A 20,841-nucleotide genomic window follows, 5' to 3' on the forward strand; every position below is an offset into this window, starting at 1 on the left:
CCTAGCATAAAATGTGTTTTACGCTGTTATCAGTTTACTTTTTTTATTTAAATTGAGCAAGCCAGATATTGTCACTGGCTATTAAATGTCACAATTTAGACAAATTATTGGGATAGTTATCCAATCGTTACCGTGGTGATAAATCGGTCTTCAGCTTCTCTTCAGAACGCTCCCACATGCCAGGGTCATGGTTCTTCAGGAAGTCTGCGAGGATATTCTTGGATTTCTCATCCATATGGTCAACGATGATGTGGCGCTTGATCGATTTGTCGAGACGGTTCACATGCTCTGGAAGCGATTTATAGCCGCGGCGGATCTCACGGTTGACGGTCATTTCACAGGCAGTGACGCCCGCGTAATAAGGGCCCTCTTCCTTCCTATCAATCGTCACCCAGACAACCCAGTATAGCTTGGCATCAGGCACTTCATTGCGGTCAGGCAGGAACTTGATGCCTTTTTCTACTGCACTGCGGGCGTGCATCGCACCGACCTCAACAGCTGCCTCGCCTGCATCCACGTCAATGATGACCGGTGACACATTATCAAGTGTCAGGACGCCTTTACCAAAACCCTTATGGCCGTCCATCGGGTCATTTTTAATGATGTTGAAACCTATATTCTTTCCCTTTTTTTCTTCCATGAAAAATACCTCCTAGAAAAACAGATTGGATATTCCATTAGTCACAGCCGGGATCAAATAGCTGAAAATCGGCTGGATTGTATATTGGTCAAGGGGCGTAATCACCAGGATCAAGAAAATGATTGAACCGTACGCTTCGTATTGGGTCATTTTTGCCCGGATGTCCGCAGGTGCCAGATCCTCGATGATCCGATAGCCATCAAGCGGCGGGAACGGCAACAGGTTGAAAACGAACAGCATCGTATTCAGCCCGATGAAAATATTGAGAAAATCCAAAAAGAATTGTGGAATTCCCTGGGCCAAACCAAGCGTGACAAATAGGTACCAAATCGCGAATGCCAGGAACACCAGAATCAAATTACTGATTGGACCGGCAACTGATACAAGCACACCGGCAAGCCTTGGATTCTTGAACATGAAGCGATTGACCGGAACCGGTCTTGCCCAGCCGAAACCGGCAATAAAAATCAGAATGGTCCCCAGCGGATCAAGGTGCTGAATCGGATTCAGCGTCAACCGTCCCTGTCTCTGGGCAGTCGGATCCCCGAACTTATAAGCGACCCACGCGTGCGCAAATTCATGCACGGCAAACGCAACCATCAACGCCACAGCGACATACGGAATTTCTTCCAATGAATAGTAGAAAAACACAACCCATTCCCCTTTTATTGTCTTTTCCATAAAGTATAACCCATTCTCGTTGGAATGTGAAAAAGACAATCTTTCACCGGACTTGCGAATTTCCGAGAATTGTGAAAAACTCAATTTAGAATTACATATCTATCATTTTAAGGAGGCAAAACAAATGCCATACGTAACAGTAAAAATGATTGAAGGCCGCACAGAGGACCAAAAGAAAGCACTAGTTGAAAAGGTAACAGACGCTGTCAGCGAAACAACAGGCGCACCTAAGGAGAAAGTCGTTGTGTTCATCGAGGAAATGTCTAAGAATCACTATGCGGTAGCTGGCAAGAGGTTGAGTGACGAGTAGGACTGGTAAAAGCTCAGAGAAATCTGGGCTTTTTTCTTTTTTTGACCGTGATCCGCCATTTTCTCTTTTCACGGGCACATGTTTCCCTTTCTTGTGACCGTGATTTCCGATTTGCGATTTTCACGGGCACATGTTTCCCTTTCTCGTGACCGTGATCCGCGATTTTTCCTTTTCACGGGCACATGTTTCCCTTTCTTGTGACCGTGATCCACGATTTTCCCTTTTCACGGGCACATGTTTCCCTTTCTTGTGACCGTGATTCGCGATTTTCTCTTTTCACGGGCACATGTTTCCCTTTCTTGTGACCGTGATCCACGATTTTCTCTTTTCACGGGCACATGTTTCCCTTTTTTGTGACCGTGATCCGCGATTTTCTCTTTTCACAGGCACATATTACTGTAAACCTTCTTCCACTCCACAAAAAAACCGAGCACTAAACCCCAAAAAGGTTCCATGCTCGATCCATAATGAATAGCTATTAAGCCAATTGCTTTGATTTTGTTTTCAAGCTTGCGATATAAGCATAAGCTTCATCAATTTCTTCGTCTGTGTATTTCTGGCTCTTTTTCACGGTCTGGATTTTCTCGCGGACTTCGGCTTCTGGCAAGTTATCAAAATATAAAACCGTTGAAACGAGTTCAAGGAATCTGGCATTCTGGTCGTTGATATCGGTCAGGCAGTCTCCGAGGCACGGCATCTCGATGCTGTTTTCACCGAGGAATTCCTGGCCTGCTTCTGTCAGGGTGTAGCGGTATTGATAGTAGCCGCCTTTCTTTTCCTTCACTTCGTCGAGGAAGCCCATATTGCAAAGCTCTTCCACTCTCAGTGTCAGCTCTTCGGAATAAGGTCCGTAAAAATGGAACTGGAATCGTTCCTGGAACGGGAATTCCATCTTTTTGGCGATATAGATCATTTTCTGAAGCTTTTTCCTGCCGATGACTTCTCCAGAAACTGAAATGGCATGTATGATTTTAGCGTGGTCTTTTAACAAAATGAGTCAACTCCTGTATCAAATGGTCCCATTGTCTAAGTTCAGTTCAAGAATCTGTGCAATCTGCCTGATTTCAGGTCGTGCTTTTTCTTTTTCGAGGAAATCGGCAGGATAATAAAGTTTGTGGTCGGTCCTTCTTTTTCCGGAAATGGCGTCGACAATCTCTGACTCGCGTGACAGTTCGCGGATTTCACCGTTTTTCTTCAGCAGGTGGATCGGCAGGCGTTCTTCTTCCTCGCCCGGGCGGTAGAAGTCGTATGGCAGGTCTGATGATGAGTCGACCACAAGATAATATTCCGGATCAAGCCCTGCCTGTTCGAATAACACGGAAAGCTTGGCCAGCTTTTTGTATTCTTTGGCAGGGTCGAACTCGACATATTTAAATAGATTGCGGTTATTGAAGCGGGTGCACAAATCGCTCAGGATCTGGTCCTCCTCTTCCTCCCAAATCTGGAAATAATAGAGGAACACGGCTTCATCCAATTTTAAATAGTCTTGCAAAGTCATGCGATCCTCAAAGATTGAGTAAAAATGGTGCGGTTTATGTTTAAACTTGTAGTTTTGCTCATGCAGGTGTTTGGCACGGTGCAGGATTTTCGTCAGGATGACCTCGGCACTCCTTGTCACTGGGTGGAAATAAACTTGCCAGTACATCTGGTACCGGCTCATTATGTAGTCCTCGACCGCATGCATCCCGCTCTGTTTAATGACAACCTGGTCCTCGCGCGGGCGCATGACTCGCAAAATCCGTTCCATATCAAAATGTCCGTAGCTGACTCCGGTAAAATAGGCATCCCTTTGCAGGTAATCCATCCGGTCAGCGTCAATCTGGCTCGAAATCAGGCTGATGACAAGCTTGTTTTCATACGTTTTTTCAATAACCTCAGCGACCTTTTTCGGAAAGTCAGGCGCCACTCTTGTCAGAACCTGATTCACTTCGGTATCGCCAAGAATGATTTCCCTCGTAAAATCCTCATGATCCAGGTCAAATACCTTCTCGAACGAGTGCGAGAAAGGTCCATGGCCAAGGTCATGAAGCAGGGCTGCGCATAACGATAGCAGGCGCTCTCCTTCATTCCATTCAGGACGGGATGCGAACGCATTATCAACGATTCGCCTCGTGATTTCATAGACTCCCAGTGAATGGTTGAAGCGGCTATGTTCAGCTCCGTGGAAGGTCAGGTACGTTGTGCCGAGCTGCTTGATCCTTCTCAGGCGCTGGAATTCCTTCGTCCCGATCAAATCCCAGATCACCCGGTCACGGACATGGACATACCGGTGTACTGGATCTTTGAATACTTTTTCTTCAAGTAATTTTTCTTCCGAATATTCCATCGTTCTCCTTCTTCCTGATTAGCTTGTTTTTATTATAGCCTGTTTCATTCGTCAAATCATCTCGATTTTCTGCAAATTTTTACAAAAATTGCATACTGTTTTTTAAAGACTATTCCTTTCATTCCAATTTTCCGCGGTATATAAACTAGTTTGCAAGTTTGTGCCGGAAAAAAAATCACCTCTAAACGGTGGTTTAAAGGTGATTTATCTATTTTATATAAGGAAAAAGTTTATTTAAGCTTCTTCTGTACTTTTTCCATGAGCTCTTCTTCAGACAGTGCAGCGACTGGCCGGTTGTTGACGAAAGCGAAGGTCTTCTTCCTGCCTGGTCCGCAATAGGACTGGCAGCCGATGTCAACTGTTGCTTCAGGATCAAGCTGCTTGAGCTTCGGAATCAATGTTTTAAGGTTTACGGCCTGACAATCGTCGCAAACACGGAATTCGTTTGCCATTTAGGACAACCCTTTCTTTAAAAACTGTCCAGCTGCGCCGCCCCTCCAAGAGCCTAAGCAGGAATCGGATTTGTCCCGATCCAGGTTTGCTTCATAGCAGAACAAGGCGGTTGCGCTTTTCTTTTAGACTAAAGGGTATTTTACCTCTTATTGGACTTGATTGCAAGCTGTTGAACAGGTTCACTTGCTTATCTATCTATATGGAAAACACGTATTTCACGCAAAAAATCTACTATCCTTCAATTATACGATGTATAAGGTTTCCAATTTCAGGACATGATTGAAATATAAGTTTCAAATAGTTAACCAAAGTAAAAGGGAGTTGAAGAAGAATGAAAACACGCCAGGATGCCTGGACAGATGAAAATGATTTATTGCTGGCTGAAACCGTGCTCCGCCATGTAAGGGAAGGCAGCACCCAATTGAACGCTTTTGAAGAGGTGGGCGACAAGCTCGACCGCACTTCCGCCGCCTGCGGATTCCGCTGGAACGCCGTCGTGAGGCATAACTATGAAAAAGCCTTGCAGCTTGCTAAAAAGCAGCGGAAACAGAGACAGAGAATCCTAGGAAAAGATCAGGGCGGCAAGAAGAAACTGCTCTACAATCCGCCGGTTCCAACACTGGATGAAAGTTTGACAGGATCGTTGCCAGCAGCAGAATTAAGCGATGAAGGCCAGCCAACCTTCGACCTATCGCTTCTGGAACAGGATGACAAGCAAATTGACGCTGCACTCATGGCTGATTTGCAAGATTTAGTGAACAAGGAAAAGGCCCAGAAGGATTATTCAGTGGAATCTGCTGAGGAAATGGCCGAAATGCCAGCCCAGGCTGCACCAACACAAGTATCACATACGGCACCTGTCCGTCACACTGTTCCGCCAACCGGACTGACAATGGGACATGTTATCGCCTATCTGCAAAGCCTGAACGGCTCATCGCTCCAGGTTGACATTTATAAGAGCGAGAATGAAAGATTGAAGCGTGAAATCCATAGTTTAAGAAAGCAGAATGAAGAGCTGCAGCAAAAAATCAACAGGCTTGAGGAAAATACGAACACCATGCAGGAAGATTACGAAACACTCATGAAAATCATGAACCGTGCCCGCAAGCTCGCCCTGTTTGAAGAAGAAGAACGTCCGGCAACCAAGTTCAAGATGGACCGCAATGGCAATCTCGAAAAAGTAGCCGAATAGATATCTAGTTATTAATTAAATAGATAATAGTTGGAGAAGGAGACTTTGGCAGCAGCCCCCCTCTTATGTTTTAAAAAAGCCGGAAATCATTGATTTCCGGCTTTCATTATTTGTGTTATCCTAGTCCAAGAATTTCTCATTCCGTTCGATGACACGATTATAATAATGGTCAAAAAGCTCAATCTCGGCTCCGTTCAAATATCCTGAGGTGAGCTCGTTACTGTTGGCATGCAGGAATGTCAAAAACCGCAGCATGACATCCTGAATGGTCAGCTCGATCCCAAATAATTCGGACAAGGAAGCCATGACCTCTGGCTGGACTTCCGGATAGGTGAATTTCGTGATTTCTCCTTTTTTGGCGCGGTCATAAAATCCACGGATCAATTCGGCCCTCTGGCTGCCGCTCCCCGTGACGCAAAGATAGATTTGCACAGCGACCCCTTTTTTCAGGCGGCGCTGCGAGATTCCGGCGAATTTTTTACCGTCGATGCTCAAATCATAGCTTCCAGGACAATAGGAAGCAGAAATTTCCTTTGCCTCGATCTTTGTATTAAAGTCAGCGAACATTTCCTTGATCAATAACCACATGGCATCATAGCCGCGATTGATGTCGATCCCTTTTTCCTTTTCAGGCAAAATGAGCGAAAGGTTCAGGACACCTTCGTCCAGCACGACGGCAAGTCCGCCTGAATTGCGGACAATATACTGATAGCCCTGCTCCTCGAGATAATCGAGGCCGTCCTGGAGATAAGGAAGCCTGGTATCCTGGATTCCGAGGACAACTGTGTCATGATGGACCCATGCCCTCGCGGTTGCCGGTGACTGTCCTTTACCGACCGATTCGCATAATGTATCGTCCGTCCCGAATGACTGCAGGGCATGAAATTGCGTCCCTAGCGCCGACTGGTCGATCAATCTCCATTTATCCTGACGCAGTAAATTAAGCGCCTCATCCATCGTGGTTTCCTCTTTTCTTTCTCTAGCTTTTTCGTTGATATTATAGCATATGTAGCCCTGCAGCCAATACGAGAGCCGATTGAAAAAAGCCGATCGAAAATTCCGACCGGCTGAGAAATTCATTATTCTTACTTAGTTAACGCCTGTGCTGCCGTAATCAGCGCAAGCTTGTACACGTCTTCTTCGCTGCAGCCGCGTGACAGGTCATTTACCGGACGGTTCAAGCCCTGCAAAATCGGGCCAACTGCTTCAAATCCGCCTAAGCGCTGAGCAATTTTATAGCCGATATTGCCTGCTTCAAGGCTTGGGAAAACGAAAACATTCGCATTGCCCATGATGACTGAATCCGGAGCTTTCTTTTCAGCAACAGATGGAACGAAGGCTGCGTCGAATTGGAACTCTCCGTCAACAATCAACAACGGATCGCGAAGCTTAGCTTCTTCAACTGCTTTCGATACTCTTTCCGTCTCTGGGGAAACAGCTGAGCCTTTTGTAGAGAAGCTTAGCATTGCCACGCGCGGCTCGACATCGAACATTCTTGCTGTCTTTGCACTTTCAACCGCGATTTCAGCAAGGTCCTGGCTGTCGGGAGCGATATTGATCGCACAGTCTGCAAATACATACTTCTCATCTTCACGTACCATAATGAAGACACCGGATGTCTTGCGTACGCCTTCCTTCGTCTTGATGATCTGCAATGCCGGTCTAACTGTGTCCGCAGTCGAGTGTGCAGCACCGCTTACAAGACCATCTGCTTTGTTGGAATACACGAGCATCGTACCAAAGTAGTTTTCATCGAGAAGGACTTTGCGCGCCTGCTCTTCCGTTGCTTTACCCTTTCGTCTCTCAACGAATGCAGCGACAAGCTCATCCATCATCGCGAAGTTGGCAGGATCATAAATTTCTGCCGCATCCAGCGATACATCCATGTCAGCTGCCTTCGCCTGGATCTGTTCAATATTCCCTACTAAAATGGGAGTTAGTACTCCGTCTGCTGCCAGTCTTCCAGCTGCTGCAAGAATCCGTTCGTCGAGGCCTTCCGGAAACACGATCCGTAAATTTTGTCCGCTTAATTTGGCTTTCAAGCCTTCAAATAAATCACTCATGCTGACTCCTCCTTTAATCTATACTTATAGCATACTTTACCAACCTTAAAATTCAAGAATGTTACCGTTTACAGCCTTGAAGTCTTTTTATTGAAAATTTTCAAGCATGTTTTCCTGCCCCTTTTACTATTTGCAATCTTTAACAAAATATCCTTTTTCCCTTCAGTATAAACAAACGGGGTTTTATTAACATGACGAATGGAGAAACTATGATATGATATTGGTATATTGTTGATTTATAGGAGTGATATAAAATGACTGAAGCAGCACAGACTTTAGATGGCTGGTATTCCCTTCATGATTTCCGCACGGTTGATTGGACAACCTGGAAGATGCTCCCGGCTGAAGAGCGCCAGGAAATTGTCCAGGAATTCCTTGGCCTTGTGGAAAAATGGAATAAAACGCAGGCTGAAAAACAGGGAAGCCATGCCCTGTATACAATCGTTGGTCAAAAAGCAGATTTCATGATGATGATCCTGCGCCCTACAATGGAAGAATTGAACGAAATCGAGACAGAATTCAACAAGTCCAGACTTGCTGAATACACGATTCCTGCTCATTCTTATGTTTCTGTTGTCGAGCTCAGCAACTATCTGCCAGCTGGCGAAGATCCATACAAGAATCCGCAAATCCTTGCCCGCCTTTACCCTGAACTTCCAAAGGCGAAATATGTTTGTTTCTATCCAATGGACAAGCGCCGCCAGGGCGAAGACAACTGGTACATGCTGCCGATGGAAGACCGTCGCAATATGATGCGCAGCCACGGCATGATCGGCCGCCAGTATGCAGGAAAAGTAAAGCAGATCATCACAGGTTCAGTAGGTTTCGACGACTATGAGTGGGGCGTTACATTATTCGCGGACGATGTCCTTCAATTCAAGAAGCTTGTATATGAAATGCGTTTTGACGAAGTCAGCGCACGCTATGGTGAATTCGGTTCATTCTTCGTAGGAAACCTGCTGGAAGAAGACCGCGTTGTTTCATTCCTGAATGTTTAATTAATCAATCCCCGGGCTGATGTCCGGGGATTTTTTTGTCCTTTCCCATGAATATGAAGCAGATTTTCATGCCCCTTTCTTACGTCCCCCATCCAAAATATTTGAGTCATAAAATGAAGCTTCCCTCATATGAATGAAATAGTGAGGATTCATTTTACTTGTACCCTATCCTAGTAAAGTTTAATTTCACCATTTACATAAATAAGGTGAAATGAATGAAAAAGAAAATAATCTTTAAGGAGGCTACACAATGACTCAATACAATAATCCATACTATAACTACAGAACCTATCCACAGATGTATCAGCCTTATAGCGGCACAGAAGAAAAATCGGCTGCACAAGGGCAGGTGCCGCAGATGGGACTAATGGGACAGATGGGACAAATGGGACAGATGGGGCAGATGGGGCAGATGGGCCAGGCAGGATTCCCACAGGCTACTCCCTTCCCTACCCAGTCCGGCGGTGCCATGCCAGGTGTAGGTGGAGGCGGGGGTGCAGTTGGAGGCGTCCAGGTACCAGGAATGCTTCCGATTGAAGCATCCTATATCGAGAATATCCTTCGCCTGAACAAGGGAAAACTCGCAACTGTGTATGCGACTTTTGAAAACAACACCGAATGGAACGCGAAAATTTTCCAGGGAATCATTGAAGCAGCTGGACGTGACCACCTCATCCTAAGTGATCCGCAAACAGGAAAACGGATTCTATTGCCAATGATTTACCTTGATTATGTCACTTTCGATGAAGAAATCGAATACGATTATCCATTCGGCGGCGGAGCAGGACTGACTGCCTACCCACCACGTTAATTTTTAAAAAATTATTCAAAGCGGCTTCGGCCGTTTTTTTGTTTATTATAATTTTCGTAATTTACTTAACATTGTTTGTATTCGCACTACTATTTTGCTAAACTAATTTTGAACATTAAACCGTTAAAGGGGAGGGTCATAAAATGAAATTTAAAAAGATTGGAACCATTGCTGTAAGCGCTTTTATGACGGGGTTGCTGCTTTCAGGCTGCGGCAGTGATGAAAAATCTTCCGGCAAAGGCGAAAGCAGCGACGGGCTGGAAACAAAAATAGTGACCATCGCGACTGGTGGATCTTCAGGGCCTTATAACATCATAGGGACGGCACTGGCAAACGAGTATTCTGAAGTTTATGGAGTAAACTCCAAATCACAATCCACAGGAGCATCGGTAGAAAATATCAATCTGATAAAAGAAGGCAAAGTCGATATGGCTTTTGTCATGAGTGATGTTTTAACTGAAGCTGTTGAAGGGACAGGCAACTTCAAGGAGCCGGTGAAGGAAGTAAAACAAATGGCGACTTTGTACCCTAACTATGTGCAAATTGTTACGACTAAAAAGTCTGGCATTGAAACAATTGAAGACCTGGTTGGAAAGCGCGTTGCCGTCGGTGACCAAAACTCAGGTGTAGAGGTAAATGCCCGTAACCTGCTTAATGGACATGGTATTACATATGATGATATTGAAGTAGACTACTTAGGCTATGCTGAAGCAGCCGACGGCTTAAAATCCGGCTCGATCGATGCTGCATTTTTAACAAGCGGCCTTCCGAACGCTTCTGTATTAGAACTTGCCAAAACACTGGACATTAAATTAGTCTCTGTCAATCCGGACAAAATCAAGGAAATCGCAAAGGACCAGCCATACTTTGTTGCTTTGGAAATCCCTGCCGATACGTATGGAAATTCAGAGCCAGTACCAACAGCAGCCATCATGAATGCCCTTGCAGTCAGAAGTGACCTGAGCGACGATGATGTTTACAAATTGACGAAGACATTTTTTGACAGCCTGGATAAACTCGGCAATGCCCATCAGGCAGCAACTGAGGTATCTTTAGAGGCGGCCCAGGAAGGCATGGTGGCTCCGGTCCACCCAGGAGCACAAAAATATTACGATGAAAAATAAAAGGTTGAAGATTTTGGGGAGCACTTTTTTCGCGGTGCTCCTTATTATCCTTTTTATCAAGATTCCTGTTATAGAAGTTTCATATAATGACAGCCGGTTCTTCCTGAAGGATGATCAATTCGAAATCGGCTGGATCCATTCAGTCGAGAAAGAACCCTGGTTCGAAACATACACCTTAAAAGGTCACAGTCTATACTTAATTGAGACGAGATTCAAAACTTTTGGTGCAGGCACTCCCTCCACAGGAAAGGTCCTCCCTTCCTCCGATGGATTTGTCCATATGGAACTGAATAATAAAATGGATGAAATCAATCTGGTCGTTTCAAAAAATGTAAAGACAACACTTTACACGAAAAACCGTTCCATTCCATTATATAAAATCGCACCAGACCATGAGACGGTTGTTATTAAAAACAAGGAACTCCCTGTATGGCAGATTATTAGAGGTGATTATAAATGAACGATGACGGAGTTAAAAAGAATGTAGTATCCGATACAGAAATTTTCAATGAGGAAAAGCAAGCAGAAATCCTTGAAAAATTCGACTCTGAATCGAAAGTCAGGAAGTTTGCCAGCAAAAAGACAGTCGTTGTTGTTTCTGCAATTGCCATCCTCTACTCTCTTTTCCATTTATATATTACGTTCAACCCCATGCCCACGCTTCAGCAAAGGGCCATCCACGTAGCTGTGGGAATAGCACTCATTTTCTTGTTGTATCCTTTGACATCCAGGCAGGACCGAAGCAAGATCGCCTGGTATGATTGGATTTTATTTATTCTCGCCCTCCTGACTGCTGGTTATCTGATAGCTGAATACACAGCTATCGTCACCACCCGCGGAGGGATCCCGAATTCAACCGATATCGCCATAGCGATCCTGACTGTCATACTTGTCCTCGAGGCAGCCCGCCGTGTGACAGGATGGATTTTGCCAATCCTGGCATTGATTTTTCTGACATATCCATTCATCAGCCATATGGACTTCATGCCAATCAAGATGATGACTCGCCCATATGACCTTGGTGATATTTTTGGCCAGTTATATTTAAAAACTGAAGGGATTTATTCTTCAGCCATCGGAGCATCAGTAAACTTTATCTTCTTGTTCATCTTGTTTGGGGCCTTTTTGGCAAAATCGGGAATGGGCCAATTCTTTAACGATATTGCATTGGCGCTCGCCGGACATAAACAAGGAGGTCCGGCAAAGGTAGCGGTAATCTCCAGCGGATTCATGGGAAGTATTAATGGTGCCGCTGTTGCGAATGTTGTTGGCACCGGGGCTTTTACCATTCCTTTGATGAAAAAAATCGGATATTCCAAGAACTTTGCAGGTGCCGTGGAAGCAAGTGCATCGATTGGCGGCCAAATCCTGCCGCCGATTATGGGTGCAAGTGCTTTTATCATGGCCGAGACGACAGGAGTAGCCTACGGGACCATCGCTCTTGCCGCTTTAATCCCAGCGGTCCTATATTTCCTGGCCGTCATCATGCAGGTGCACTTCCGCGCTGGCAGGGAGAATCTAAAAGGCATCCCTAAATCAGATCTTCCGCGTGTAAAAGAAATCATGAAAGAACGCGGGCATTTGCTTCTGCCTATCGTATTCCTTATCTTCATGCTCTATCAGAACGTTCCGATCGGGCATGCAGCCTTTTATACGATAATTTCCACAGTGGTGGTAGCGGCCTTCCGGAAAAACACCCGGATGTCTGTAAAAGATATATTATCCGCGCTGGACAACGGCGCTAGACAATCGTTATCCGTAATGGTGGCCTGTGCGGTAGTCGGAATCATCATTGGTGTTGTGAGCTTGACAAGCTTCGGAAATGTGATGACATCATCTATCGCAAGCCTTGGCGCTGGTTCCTTATTCCTTACATTGTTCTTCACCATGATTGCGTCGATGATCCTGGGTATGGGACTGCCGTCGATTCCGGCCTATATTATTACAGCAACGATGGCAGCACCGGCACTGGCTGAATTTGATATCCCTATTCTGATTGCACATATGTTCGTCTTCTATTTCGGCATATTCGCGAACATTACTCCTCCAGTTGCCCTGGCCGCCTTTGCTGGAGCCGGCATTTCAGGAGGAGACCCTATGAGGACAGGTTTTACCGCATTGAAGCTTGCGGCAGCAGGATTCCTGATTCCGTATTTATTCGTCTATAACCCGGCAATGCTGATGATCGATACTGCCAACGCAGCCGTGAATGCGAAGGAATTCCCTATGGCTCCACTTCCGGAAATCCTGATGATCACCGCGACAGCCGTAATTGGAATCATCGCATTGAGCGCGGCGATCGAAGGGTACTTCAAAACAAATATGAATGTAGTATTCAGATTGCTGCTCGGCATCGGGGCACTGATGATGATCATCCCTGAAACCTTTACCGATATCGCAGGTGTGGTCATCGTAGCTGCGATACTAAGCCTGAACTATATGGCCAGCAGGAAAGAACAGAATCTAAATATTGGGGTTTAACCGCCAAACGAGCACGCCGATTCAGGCGTGCTCTCTTTTTCCATGAAAATATTAAGTTTATGGCTCTGTTAAAGCTCAATAATATTTTTACACCTGTTGATTGTAGTAGAAGGCTCGTCGACTCCTCCGAAAATGCTAACGCATTTCCATCGTGCGTGGGTAGGTTCGTGGAAGCTAATCAATGTCCTGCGGGGGCAGCAGGCCAGGTGAGACTCCGCAGGAGCAAAGCGACGAGAAGGCTCAGCTCCGGCCCCGAGGAAAGCGAAGCGCCTGGTACGGAAATCAATAGCCCCATTTCTGCACAAACCAAAAAAACTGTAGACAAGCTCGATTTCCATCGAGTTTGTCTACAGTCTGAGAGCATGCCAGCTGGCATGCTCTTTTGTGGTTATAAGTATTTGACTGCGGCAATGATCAACAATACCCAGGCGGCGAGGAATGATACTCCGCCTAGTGGGGTGATGGCCCCGAGGATGCTGATTTTTGTAAGGGTCAAAGCATACAGGCTACCGGAAAACAGGATGATTCCGATCAGCATCAGCCAGCCTGACCAGTTCAGTAGTGAAGTTGCAGGGAGTTTTCCAAGCAGAACTCCAATGATCAAGATTCCTGTTGCGTGGAACATCTGATATGTAACACCGGTTTTCCAGGTTTCTAGATATTTTGGCTCAACTTTGCCTTCGAGTCCATGCGCACCAAAGGCTCCTAGCGCGACTGCAAGAAAGGCATTGATTGCCCCTATTATGATAAATACCTTCATCATTTCCACCTCTATCTTTAAATTAGAAATCGAATAGCGAGTCTCCGTTTGAATCATCATCCATTTCCAGCTTTTTCGGCTGCGGGACCATTGTTGATGGCTGGCTCACAGGCATTTGCTGCTGAGGAAAGACTGGCTGAGCAGGAATATATTGCTGTGCTGGCTGCTGGACGACATGGCTTTGCGCTGACTTACCTGACCCCTTCTCTGGTTCATCAAGAACAAGTTCACAAAGCGTTTTTATCGACTGGATCCGTTCCCGTTGAGCAGCTTCGGATTGTGTCGATTTGGCCCGGTTTAATTCTTCTTCCATTTTCAAAAGCAATTTTTGCAGTGAAATATTCATTAACTCACCTCCACGGGCGGTACCTGATATGTAGGATCTCCTGACTCTCATGTTGTACGGTTCCATTCTACAATAAATCTGATATATTTTCGACTGTAGAAGAATTTACTGTCAGTTCCACGTGGAACATGTCGATTTTTACAAAAAGCACTAAGTTGACCAGAAAAAAACTCTGGTTTCCCAGAGCTAGGAATCTTTCATCTCTTCGATTTGCCAATCGATTTCCTGTTTGCCCCACTCTCGCAAAATCTCGTTTACTCTTGAGAATGGCTTGCTTCCAAAGAAGCCTCTTCTGGCGGACAAAGGGCTTGGATGTGCAGACATGATGATCTTATGTTTGCTTTCATCAATCAACTTTATTTTACTTTGGGCCGGTTTGCCCCAAAGGATGAAAATAACTGGTTCCTGACGGCCATTCAAAAGCGTGATGACTTTATCGGTGAAGGTTTCCCATCCTTTCCCCTTGTGGGAGTGCGCTTCACCCTTCCTGACTGTAAGCACCGTATTCAACAGCAGGACACCTTGGTCTGCCCACTTTTTCAAATAGCCATGATTGGGAATCTCGCAGCCAATGTCATCATTCAGCTCCTTGAACATGTTCCGGAGTGATGGCGGAATCGCGACCCCAGGTTTAACCGAAAAACTCAAGCCGTGTGCCTGACCCGGTCCATGGTATGGATCCTGGCCAAGGATGACCACTTTTACCTTATCATAGTCAGTATACCGTAAGGCATTAAAGATATCTTCCTTTTCAGGATAAACTGTTTTGGTCTGGTATTCTTCCATCAAGAACTCTCTTAAATCAAGAAAATAGGCTTTTTCAAACTCCTCTGCCAGCAGTGGTGCCCAGCCGTTTTGCATCAAACGCATCCTGATCGCTCCCTTCTTTTCTATCTACCTACCCGATTCCCTGAACTATATGTGAACATTTGCCAGCATGTTTAAAAGAGCCTATATCGGTTATATAAGTATTGTAGACGCGGAAGGCTATCAAAGCTTCCCAAACTAGTATAGGATAAAATTTCTTAAGGAGGAAGATATTATGTTAAAAGTAGAAGTTGTGGAAAATGGCGTACAGGCAACTGAAAAAATCAGCTCTTTGGAAGCTGCTGGTTTTGGAAAAGAAAACGTTTATATATTCGCTCACGATGAAGACCGCAGTGAGCACTTGACAGATGCGACCGAAACAGGTGGTTTAGGCTTCAAGGAACAGGGCTTCTTTGATTCCATTGGCAATATGTTCAAGTCCCGCGGAGACGAACTGCGCAACAAATTCGAATCCCTCGGACTTTCAAAGCAAGAAGCTGAACAGTATGAAAGAGAATTGGACAAAGGCCGTTTAGTCCTTGTCGCAACCGATGAAGTAAAATAAAAACATTAATCAGCAATTGAATATCCGATCCGCTGTGATCGTTTATCATAGAAACCCCCTGCCGGAGCCGGCAGGGGGTTTGCGCGTTATATGATATCTAGCCAAAGAACCGCTGGTAGATGCTGCGGGCCTGCGTGAGATCCTTCGTTCCATGGATCAATGCACGGCCGTCCTGAAAAATAACCATCCTGTTATCTTCCATTTCAACAGATACAAGATAAGGGTTTCCTTTTACCTGATAACCCAAATCTCTCATTTTTTCAGCCGTTTCCTGAAGATTGAGCTGCTGCTGTTTCGGCGGCCTGATCTGTACTGTATCTCGTCCGCACAGGACAGTCGTTTTGGTCATATTTTCAACATTCAAATATGGATATTGAGGATTCTCGCCGCAGGAGAGGCATCCAGGGTCCTTCGCTTTTGACATTTTCATGCTTGTATACTGATTCCGCCACAGATCAAAGCTGACAAAAGAAGTCCTGACCGCATCCCAGTCTTCCACAAGTATTTTCAGTGCTTCGGCACCCTGATGGGCTATGACCATTTGTACGGCCGGCCCAATGATGCCACCCGTGTCGCAGGTCATCCCCTGCAGCGGCACTGTCTTCAGCAAACAGTTCAGACATGGCGTTTTTCCGGGAATGATGGAGAAACTCATGCCAAAGCTGCCAACGCAGGCACCATAGATCCACGGAATCTGGTACTTTTGCGAAATATCATTAATAGCCATCCTTGTTTCGAAATTATCCGTAGCATCGATGATCAAATCGACGCCATCGACAAGCTCAGTCAGTTTTTCGGGGGTGGCATCCGCAATCAATGCGGTGATTTCAACGTCAGAGTTGATGGCCTTCAATCTTTTTTCAGCCGCTGCAGCCTTTGGAAGCTTCTCAGCAACATCCTCTTCCGTATATAATTGCTGCCTTTGCAGATTGCTTGCTTCGACATAATCACGGTCGACAATCGTCAGACGGCCGATACCTGCTCTCACCAGCAGCTCGGCATTTCCTGAACCAAGTGCACCTGCACCAATCATCAGGACATGCTTGCTGCGGATTTTCTCCTGACCGCCCTTGCCTATTGGAGGAAACAGCGTCTGGCGTGAATATCTTTCTGACATAAGAGTATCCCTCCTGTAAAACAAACGCCCTGATTCCATCGACTATCCTGTCAACGGAACGGGGCGCCGTAATTTGCTATGGATCAACCGCCGGAAACAGGCGGGATGAAGGCAATTGTGTCTCCTTCTTTAATGACTTCATCATTTGATGAAAATTCTTCGTTGATCGCTGTCATTGAAGTATCAAGCTTTTGGACACCGTATTTTTCTGCGACTATTTGCTTCAGTTCGGCAACTGTCTTGCCTGCTGCTTCGATTTCGACTGATTCATAGCCTGCTTCGTCCCGCAGGTGGGCAAAAAATAATATTTTATTCATTGAGATCCTTCTCCTCCGGTTTCCCTGTCGGATATGGAACAGTTTCTAGTTGGTTGCCAATCCATTCTTCTCCATCTTCCCAATGCTCTTTCTTCCAGATTGGGACGATTTCCTTGATGCGTTCGATCGCATAACGATTGGCTTCATAGGCATCGTTGCGGTGAGGTGTAGAAACGGCGATCACGACAGCAATATCCGTGATGTCGAGTTTGCCGACCCGATGGGTGATCGCGACCTGCGCGCCGTTCCAGCGTTCCTGGATTTCCGTACCAATCTGCTCAAGCTTTTTGACCGCCATCGGTTCATATGCTTCATATATTAGATAAAGGGTTTTCTTTCCCTTCGTCAATTCACGGACAGTGCCAATGAATGTCGTGATGGCCCCCGCTTCACGCTGGACCACTTTATCAATGACAGATTGAACGTTAATTGGATCTTTCGCTATTTCATAATTCATCAAAATCACCTCAATAAACTGATCCGGTTCAGGATTTAATATGTTTATGGACATTTTTCTTGGTTACTGCCTCGGTTTTGTCCGTTAGCGCCCTTCTATCGGACAATTTTCGGGAATTCTGACTCCGGTTTGTCCGTTAGAGCCCTTCTATTGGACACTTTCCCCGGATTCTGCCTCCGTTTTGTCCGTTAGAGAGCCCTTTTAAAAATAAACAGGCTCAGGATTCTCAACAACTGCGTATCCGCCGATTTTGTTGACTTCGGCTTTGAAGGCTTGTGACTGGATCACTGACCTTAACCATATACCCTTTTCGCTTTCGAAGAACGCTTTTGTCATCAGCAAATCGTAGCTTTCGTCTGCGACTGGGATGAAGTCGAGCCCCATTGCCCGGGCTGCCGGGTAGATGCCGAGTCCGGCTGCGTTGTCGTTCCCCTTCACTTCAGCAGCGACGCTCAAATGGGAGAACATTTCACGGTCATAGCCGTTGACCTGGTCTGCGTTAAGACCGGCTTCCTTCAACAATAAATCAAACAGGATCCGCGTGCCGGCGCCTTTTTGCCTGTTGGCATAATCCGCACCCTTCACGGCGATGTCGCTGACACTTTCGATTTCGAGCGGATTGCCTTTTGGCAGCATCCAGCCCTGGGTTCTTTTCAAGAAAGGATAAAGGACTGCGTCTTGCCCGGCAAGAAATTTCCTTACGTAGGTAACATTATATTCTTTTGTCTCCGGGTCAAGCAAATGAATGCCCGCTACATGGGCTTCCCCTTTTCTGATTGCCATCAAACCGGCCATGCTGCCAACATGGGAAGAAACAATTTTCATGTCTGTGCGCTGATTTTTGAGCTGGGAGGACAGCAGGTCAATCGTCAGGTCATGGCTGCCGCTGAAAACGATCGCGTTCTTTATCTCTTCGACTGGTCTGTATAGTTCGACCATGACGGTATCTCCCTGTTCATATCCTAGCTCCTCCGGCGGCACGACGAGCAAGCCGTCGGCGCGCACAAGCGACATCGTGACGCCAGCCGCACGTGTCAGCGGATTGGCGACAAATTGTCCATCCACATAGCCGATATTCATTCGGACGAAGTCCTCCGCCCCCATCGTGGAGACGATCCTGCGGCCAAGCTTCACTTCAAGCTTTGGCCTTTCGGGTTCTGGTATCCCGAGATACTTGCAAACGAGCGGCCTGACGAACCACTCAAGTGCCATGTAGGCCGAAACTGGATATCCCGGCACGCCTACGACCACTTTATCTTTAATTTTCCCAAGGATGACTGGCTTACCCGGCCTTGTCGCGACACCATGGGTAAAAACAGTGCCGAGCTCCTCAAGAATGTGAACGGTATAATCTTTTGAACCTGCGGAAGAACCCGCGTTGATCACGACGATATCAGATGTTTCAACCGCGTTCAGCAATGCTTCCCTGATTTTTTCCGGCTCATCCTTCACGATTGGATGCAAATAAGGCTTGCCGCCCCAATCCTCTACATATGAGCTAAACACAGTGCCATTGAACTCAATGATCCTGCCTGAAGTCAGCGAAGCATCAGCACTGACTAGTTCATTTCCTGTTGGAATGATCGTTACCAGCGGCTTTTTCACGACACAAACTTCGGTCACCTGGGCCGCAAGGAGTGCGCCAAGGTCGGCTGGACGCAGCTGGTGCCCCTGTGTGAACAGCATTTCCTCCTGGACGATATCCTCGCCGATCGGGCGGATATGCTGCCATGGCGTTGCCGGCTCGATGATTTCAATAGTCTCATCATCAATGACGTGGATATTTTCCACCATAATGACTGCATTGAACTCCTGAGGAATCGCATTCCCGGTATCAACGTATTTGAACTGCACGTCCTTTTTTAAATGGAGCGGGCGCTGCTCATGGGCTTCATAAGTATCCTCGGCGTTGACGGCAACTCCATCCATTGCGGATGCATGGTAAAAAGGCATCGACACATTGGCGAAAACAGGTTCAGCAGTAATTCGGCCAAGGGCAGCGGCAGCCGGAATCCATTCTTTTTCCTGAGGCAGGTCGAAAGCGGCCAGCACTTCATTCCTGGCTTGCACGCGCGGCTTGTCTTCAAGATAAATTTTTCGGTTGTAACGTATTTTATCCATGATGCGGCTCCCCCTATCTCGTCAAAATGACTGGAACGTATTCGCCTTGAGAAATCCCCTCTTTTTCGGAAACAATCTCGACGATTCCATCGCTTTTTACCAAAGTTGTGATCAGGCCTGATTTGCCGATGATCGGCTCGGCCCACCATTCTCCATCTCTTTCCTCAAGCCTCACTCTGATATAATCGGAGCGCCCAGGTGAGGAAGCAATATTTTTAACAATCCGGGCAAAAATTCGCTCGGGCTTCTGTTCGTATTTTTCACCCTTCAGCTTCCTGAAGACCTGTTCGCCAAACAGCTTGAAGATGATCATCGCCGATGCTGGATGCCCCGGCAGTCCAATGACCGGTTTTCCATCCGCCACCGCGAGAATCGTCGGTTTGCCTGGCTTGATCGAGATTCCGTGGACAAACACGCCTGGATCCCCAAGTGACTGGATGACCTCGGTCGTGTAGTCCTTCGTGCCGACAGAACTTCCTCCTGATAAAATAAGGCAGTCTGCCTGTTCATATAATTCACGGGCCTTGCTGGCGAATTCCTGATAGTCATCGGGAGTGATGCCGCCATAAATGACCTCGATGTCCCATTCATTGGCCAGGCCCTTGACAGTCAGGTAATTGATATCACGGATTTGTCCGGTTTCAAGTGTTTTCGTTTCATAAGGAACGATTTCATCCCCTGAAGAAAGGTAAGCAGCTTTCAGCTTGCAGTAGACTTTGACCTCGGAAACGCCAAGTGCCGCCAGGGCTCCTAGCTCCTGCGGCCGCAATTTTGTCCCTTGTGTCAACAGCACCTCGCCTGAGCGGATATCTTCTCCTGAGCGGATGACGTTTTCGCCAGGGGCGATCTGCTTGTACGTATTCAAAAGCCCGCCGATTTCCTCGCAATGCTCGATCATCAGGACGCTGTCGCTGCCCGGAGGAAGCATCCCCCCCGTCGGGACATAGATTGCTTCTCCCCTGCCCACCGGTTTTACAGCTTCTTCGCCCATATGGACCTCACCGGAGACATTCAGGAATCCCGGCATCGATTCAGAGGAGCCATAGGTGTCCCTGGCGATGACGGCATAACCATCAACGGTGGATCGGTCAAAGCCCGGCACATTTTCCTCCGCCCTGATGTCCTCAGCCAGGATGTAATGCAGTGCCTCATCAAGCGCACGAACTTCGGTTTCGTTGATCTTGCTGATTTTTTCATCAATTAATGCAAAGGTCTCTTCAACCGTTTTCACTTTGAAAAATTGCATGCTGCCTAACTTCCTTTCTAGCACCT

At 46.5% G+C, this 20,841-nt stretch carries 23 protein-coding genes; 8 read left to right on the forward strand and 15 right to left on the reverse strand.

Going from position 1 to position 20,841, the window contains the following annotated elements; translation table 11 throughout:
- Positions 1-127 precede the first annotated feature (127 nt).
- Both J7E38_RS22925 and J7E38_RS22930 read right to left on the reverse strand, forming a co-directional pair.
- The gene (locus tag J7E38_RS22925) at positions 128-640 is read right to left on the reverse strand and encodes a YwhD family protein (protein ID WP_214704321.1); all 513 of its coding nucleotides are present in this window, start codon (positions 638-640) and stop codon (positions 128-130) included.
- A 12-nt stretch (positions 641-652) separates the two neighbouring features.
- Positions 653-1,321: a site-2 protease family protein gene (locus J7E38_RS22930; RefSeq protein ID WP_214704323.1), complete on the reverse strand. Its 669-nt coding sequence runs from the start codon at positions 1,319-1,321 to the stop codon at positions 653-655.
- A 124-nt stretch (positions 1,322-1,445) separates the two neighbouring features.
- Between J7E38_RS22930 and J7E38_RS22935 the strand changes: the two genes are divergently transcribed.
- On the forward strand, positions 1,446-1,631 hold the full coding sequence (locus J7E38_RS22935; protein WP_044392785.1) for a 2-hydroxymuconate tautomerase: 186 nt from the start codon (positions 1,446-1,448) through the stop codon (positions 1,629-1,631).
- A gap of 478 nt (positions 1,632-2,109) precedes the next feature.
- Here the strand turns inward: J7E38_RS22935 and J7E38_RS22940 are convergent, their stop codons facing one another.
- The 3 genes from J7E38_RS22940 to J7E38_RS22950 all read right to left on the reverse strand — a co-directional run bounded on the left by J7E38_RS22940 (position 2,110) and on the right by J7E38_RS22950 (position 4,409).
- Positions 2,110-2,622 (reverse strand): YwgA family protein, encoded by a 513-nt coding sequence (locus J7E38_RS22940; protein ID WP_214710304.1) that lies wholly within the window; start codon positions 2,620-2,622, stop codon positions 2,110-2,112.
- Positions 2,623-2,640: 18 nt separating this feature from the next.
- Complete coding sequence (locus J7E38_RS22945) at positions 2,641-3,957, reverse strand: HD domain-containing protein (protein WP_214710306.1); 1,317 nt, start codon at positions 3,955-3,957, stop codon at positions 2,641-2,643.
- 230 nt (positions 3,958-4,187) lie between these two features.
- Entirely contained in the window at positions 4,188-4,409 is a 222-nt protein-coding gene (locus J7E38_RS22950) for a YuzB family protein (protein WP_079506214.1), read from the reverse strand.
- A gap of 332 nt (positions 4,410-4,741) precedes the next feature.
- Here J7E38_RS22950 and J7E38_RS22955 point away from each other — a divergent pair, with 332 nt between their 5' ends.
- Positions 4,742-5,602 (forward strand): RsfA family transcriptional regulator, encoded by an 861-nt coding sequence (locus tag J7E38_RS22955; RefSeq protein ID WP_214710307.1) that lies wholly within the window; start codon positions 4,742-4,744, stop codon positions 5,600-5,602.
- Positions 5,603-5,722: 120 nt separating this feature from the next.
- On the opposite strand, the gene lipL is transcribed toward J7E38_RS22955, so the two are convergent.
- Positions 5,723-6,559 (reverse strand): octanoyl-[GcvH]:protein N-octanoyltransferase, encoded by an 837-nt coding sequence (gene lipL / locus J7E38_RS22960; protein ID WP_214710309.1) that lies wholly within the window; start codon positions 6,557-6,559, stop codon positions 5,723-5,725.
- 128 nt (positions 6,560-6,687) lie between these two features.
- On the reverse strand, positions 6,688-7,665 hold the full coding sequence (gene pta / locus J7E38_RS22965) for a phosphate acetyltransferase (protein ID WP_214710311.1): 978 nt from the start codon (positions 7,663-7,665) through the stop codon (positions 6,688-6,690).
- Between the two features lie 254 nt (positions 7,666-7,919).
- Between pta and hemQ the strand changes: the two genes are divergently transcribed.
- The 5 genes from hemQ to J7E38_RS22990 all read left to right on the forward strand — a co-directional run bounded on the left by hemQ (position 7,920) and on the right by J7E38_RS22990 (position 13,079).
- A complete protein-coding gene (gene hemQ / locus J7E38_RS22970) occupies positions 7,920-8,663 on the forward strand; it encodes a hydrogen peroxide-dependent heme synthase (RefSeq protein ID WP_214710312.1) in 744 nt (247 codons plus the stop codon).
- Between the two features lie 250 nt (positions 8,664-8,913).
- On the forward strand, positions 8,914-9,474 hold the full coding sequence (gene gerQ, locus J7E38_RS22975; RefSeq protein ID WP_215038984.1) for a spore coat protein GerQ: 561 nt from the start codon (positions 8,914-8,916) through the stop codon (positions 9,472-9,474).
- A 143-nt stretch (positions 9,475-9,617) separates the two neighbouring features.
- Positions 9,618-10,598 (forward strand): TAXI family TRAP transporter solute-binding subunit, encoded by a 981-nt coding sequence (locus J7E38_RS22980; RefSeq protein ID WP_214710313.1) that lies wholly within the window; start codon positions 9,618-9,620, stop codon positions 10,596-10,598.
- Entirely contained in the window at positions 10,588-11,058 is a 471-nt protein-coding gene (locus J7E38_RS22985) for a DUF1850 domain-containing protein (RefSeq protein WP_215038986.1), read from the forward strand. The genes J7E38_RS22980 and J7E38_RS22985 overlap by 11 nt, the downstream gene beginning before the upstream one ends.
- Positions 11,055-13,079 (forward strand): TRAP transporter permease, encoded by a 2,025-nt coding sequence (locus J7E38_RS22990; protein WP_214710315.1) that lies wholly within the window; start codon positions 11,055-11,057, stop codon positions 13,077-13,079. The genes J7E38_RS22985 and J7E38_RS22990 overlap by 4 nt, the downstream gene beginning before the upstream one ends.
- A 388-nt stretch (positions 13,080-13,467) precedes the next feature.
- On the opposite strand, the gene J7E38_RS22995 is transcribed toward J7E38_RS22990, so the two are convergent.
- The 3 genes from J7E38_RS22995 to J7E38_RS23005 all read right to left on the reverse strand — a co-directional run bounded on the left by J7E38_RS22995 (position 13,468) and on the right by J7E38_RS23005 (position 15,055).
- Positions 13,468-13,839 (reverse strand): DUF423 domain-containing protein, encoded by a 372-nt coding sequence (locus J7E38_RS22995; protein WP_215038987.1) that lies wholly within the window; start codon positions 13,837-13,839, stop codon positions 13,468-13,470.
- 22 nt (positions 13,840-13,861) lie between these two features.
- Positions 13,862-14,185: a YwdI family protein gene (locus J7E38_RS23000; RefSeq protein ID WP_214710316.1), complete on the reverse strand. Its 324-nt coding sequence runs from the start codon at positions 14,183-14,185 to the stop codon at positions 13,862-13,864.
- A gap of 186 nt (positions 14,186-14,371) precedes the next feature.
- Positions 14,372-15,055 carry a uracil-DNA glycosylase gene (locus tag J7E38_RS23005; protein ID WP_214710317.1) on the reverse strand — a complete coding sequence of 228 codons (684 nt, stop codon included), beginning with the start codon at positions 15,053-15,055 and terminating at the stop codon, positions 14,372-14,374.
- A gap of 172 nt (positions 15,056-15,227) precedes the next feature.
- Here J7E38_RS23005 and J7E38_RS23010 point away from each other — a divergent pair, with 172 nt between their 5' ends.
- Positions 15,228-15,557 (forward strand): YflT domain-containing protein, encoded by a 330-nt coding sequence (locus J7E38_RS23010; protein ID WP_214710318.1) that lies wholly within the window; start codon positions 15,228-15,230, stop codon positions 15,555-15,557.
- Positions 15,558-15,654: 97 nt separating this feature from the next.
- Here J7E38_RS23010 and J7E38_RS23015 read toward each other — a convergent pair whose 3' ends face one another.
- From J7E38_RS23015 to J7E38_RS23035, 5 genes are all read right to left on the reverse strand, one after another.
- Positions 15,655-16,674: a thiazole biosynthesis adenylyltransferase ThiF gene (locus J7E38_RS23015; protein ID WP_214710319.1), complete on the reverse strand. Its 1,020-nt coding sequence runs from the start codon at positions 16,672-16,674 to the stop codon at positions 15,655-15,657.
- 83 nt (positions 16,675-16,757) lie between these two features.
- Positions 16,758-16,991, reverse strand: coding sequence for a molybdopterin converting factor subunit 1 (gene moaD, locus J7E38_RS23020; RefSeq protein WP_214710320.1), 234 nt, complete (start codon positions 16,989-16,991; stop codon positions 16,758-16,760).
- The gene (locus J7E38_RS23025) at positions 16,984-17,448 is read right to left on the reverse strand and encodes a molybdenum cofactor biosynthesis protein MoaE (protein ID WP_167831055.1); all 465 of its coding nucleotides are present in this window, start codon (positions 17,446-17,448) and stop codon (positions 16,984-16,986) included. The genes moaD and J7E38_RS23025 overlap by 8 nt, the downstream gene beginning before the upstream one ends.
- A 201-nt stretch (positions 17,449-17,649) precedes the next feature.
- The gene (locus J7E38_RS23030) at positions 17,650-19,569 is read right to left on the reverse strand and encodes a molybdopterin biosynthesis protein (protein WP_214710321.1); all 1,920 of its coding nucleotides are present in this window, start codon (positions 19,567-19,569) and stop codon (positions 17,650-17,652) included.
- Between the two features lie 13 nt (positions 19,570-19,582).
- Entirely contained in the window at positions 19,583-20,815 is a 1,233-nt protein-coding gene (locus tag J7E38_RS23035; protein ID WP_214710322.1) for a molybdopterin molybdotransferase MoeA, read from the reverse strand.
- Between the last annotated feature and the right edge of the window lie 26 nt (positions 20,816-20,841).

Source organism: Bacillus sp. ISL-35 (genome assembly GCF_018613355.1).
Classification (GTDB): domain Bacteria; phylum Bacillota; class Bacilli; order Bacillales; family Cytobacillaceae; genus Mesobacillus.

Coding starts and splice junctions, on each gene's coding strand:
- J7E38_RS22925 (WP_214704321.1), bottom strand. CDS start 640: ATGGAAGAAAAAAAGGGAAAGAATATAGGTTTCAACATCATTAAAAAT.
- J7E38_RS22930 (WP_214704323.1), bottom strand. CDS start 1,321: ATGGAAAAGACAATAAAAGGGGAATGGGTTGTGTTTTTCTACTATTCA.
- J7E38_RS22935 (WP_044392785.1), top strand. CDS start 1,446: ATGCCATACGTAACAGTAAAAATGATTGAAGGCCGCACAGAGGACCAA.
- J7E38_RS22945 (WP_214710306.1), bottom strand. CDS start 3,957: ATGGAATATTCGGAAGAAAAATTACTTGAAGAAAAAGTATTCAAAGAT.
- J7E38_RS22950 (WP_079506214.1), bottom strand. CDS start 4,409: ATGGCAAACGAATTCCGTGTTTGCGACGATTGTCAGGCCGTAAACCTT.
- J7E38_RS22955 (WP_214710307.1), top strand. CDS start 4,742: ATGAAAACACGCCAGGATGCCTGGACAGATGAAAATGATTTATTGCTG.
- lipL (WP_214710309.1), bottom strand. CDS start 6,559: ATGGATGAGGCGCTTAATTTACTGCGTCAGGATAAATGGAGATTGATC.
- pta (WP_214710311.1), bottom strand. CDS start 7,665: ATGAGTGATTTATTTGAAGGCTTGAAAGCCAAATTAAGCGGACAAAAT.
- hemQ (WP_214710312.1), top strand. CDS start 7,920: ATGACTGAAGCAGCACAGACTTTAGATGGCTGGTATTCCCTTCATGAT.
- gerQ (WP_215038984.1), top strand. CDS start 8,914: ATGACTCAATACAATAATCCATACTATAACTACAGAACCTATCCACAG.
- J7E38_RS22980 (WP_214710313.1), top strand. CDS start 9,618: ATGAAATTTAAAAAGATTGGAACCATTGCTGTAAGCGCTTTTATGACG.
- J7E38_RS22985 (WP_215038986.1), top strand. CDS start 10,588: ATGAAAAATAAAAGGTTGAAGATTTTGGGGAGCACTTTTTTCGCGGTG.
- J7E38_RS22990 (WP_214710315.1), top strand. CDS start 11,055: ATGAACGATGACGGAGTTAAAAAGAATGTAGTATCCGATACAGAAATT.
- J7E38_RS22995 (WP_215038987.1), bottom strand. CDS start 13,839: ATGAAGGTATTTATCATAATAGGGGCAATCAATGCCTTTCTTGCAGTC.
- J7E38_RS23000 (WP_214710316.1), bottom strand. CDS start 14,185: ATGAATATTTCACTGCAAAAATTGCTTTTGAAAATGGAAGAAGAATTA.
- J7E38_RS23005 (WP_214710317.1), bottom strand. CDS start 15,055: ATGCGTTTGATGCAAAACGGCTGGGCACCACTGCTGGCAGAGGAGTTT.
- J7E38_RS23010 (WP_214710318.1), top strand. CDS start 15,228: ATGTTAAAAGTAGAAGTTGTGGAAAATGGCGTACAGGCAACTGAAAAA.
- J7E38_RS23015 (WP_214710319.1), bottom strand. CDS start 16,674: ATGTCAGAAAGATATTCACGCCAGACGCTGTTTCCTCCAATAGGCAAG.
- moaD (WP_214710320.1), bottom strand. CDS start 16,991: ATGAATAAAATATTATTTTTTGCCCACCTGCGGGACGAAGCAGGCTAT.
- J7E38_RS23025 (WP_167831055.1), bottom strand. CDS start 17,448: ATGAATTATGAAATAGCGAAAGATCCAATTAACGTTCAATCTGTCATT.
- J7E38_RS23030 (WP_214710321.1), bottom strand. CDS start 19,569: ATGGATAAAATACGTTACAACCGAAAAATTTATCTTGAAGACAAGCCG.
- J7E38_RS23035 (WP_214710322.1), bottom strand. CDS start 20,815: ATGCAATTTTTCAAAGTGAAAACGGTTGAAGAGACCTTTGCATTAATT.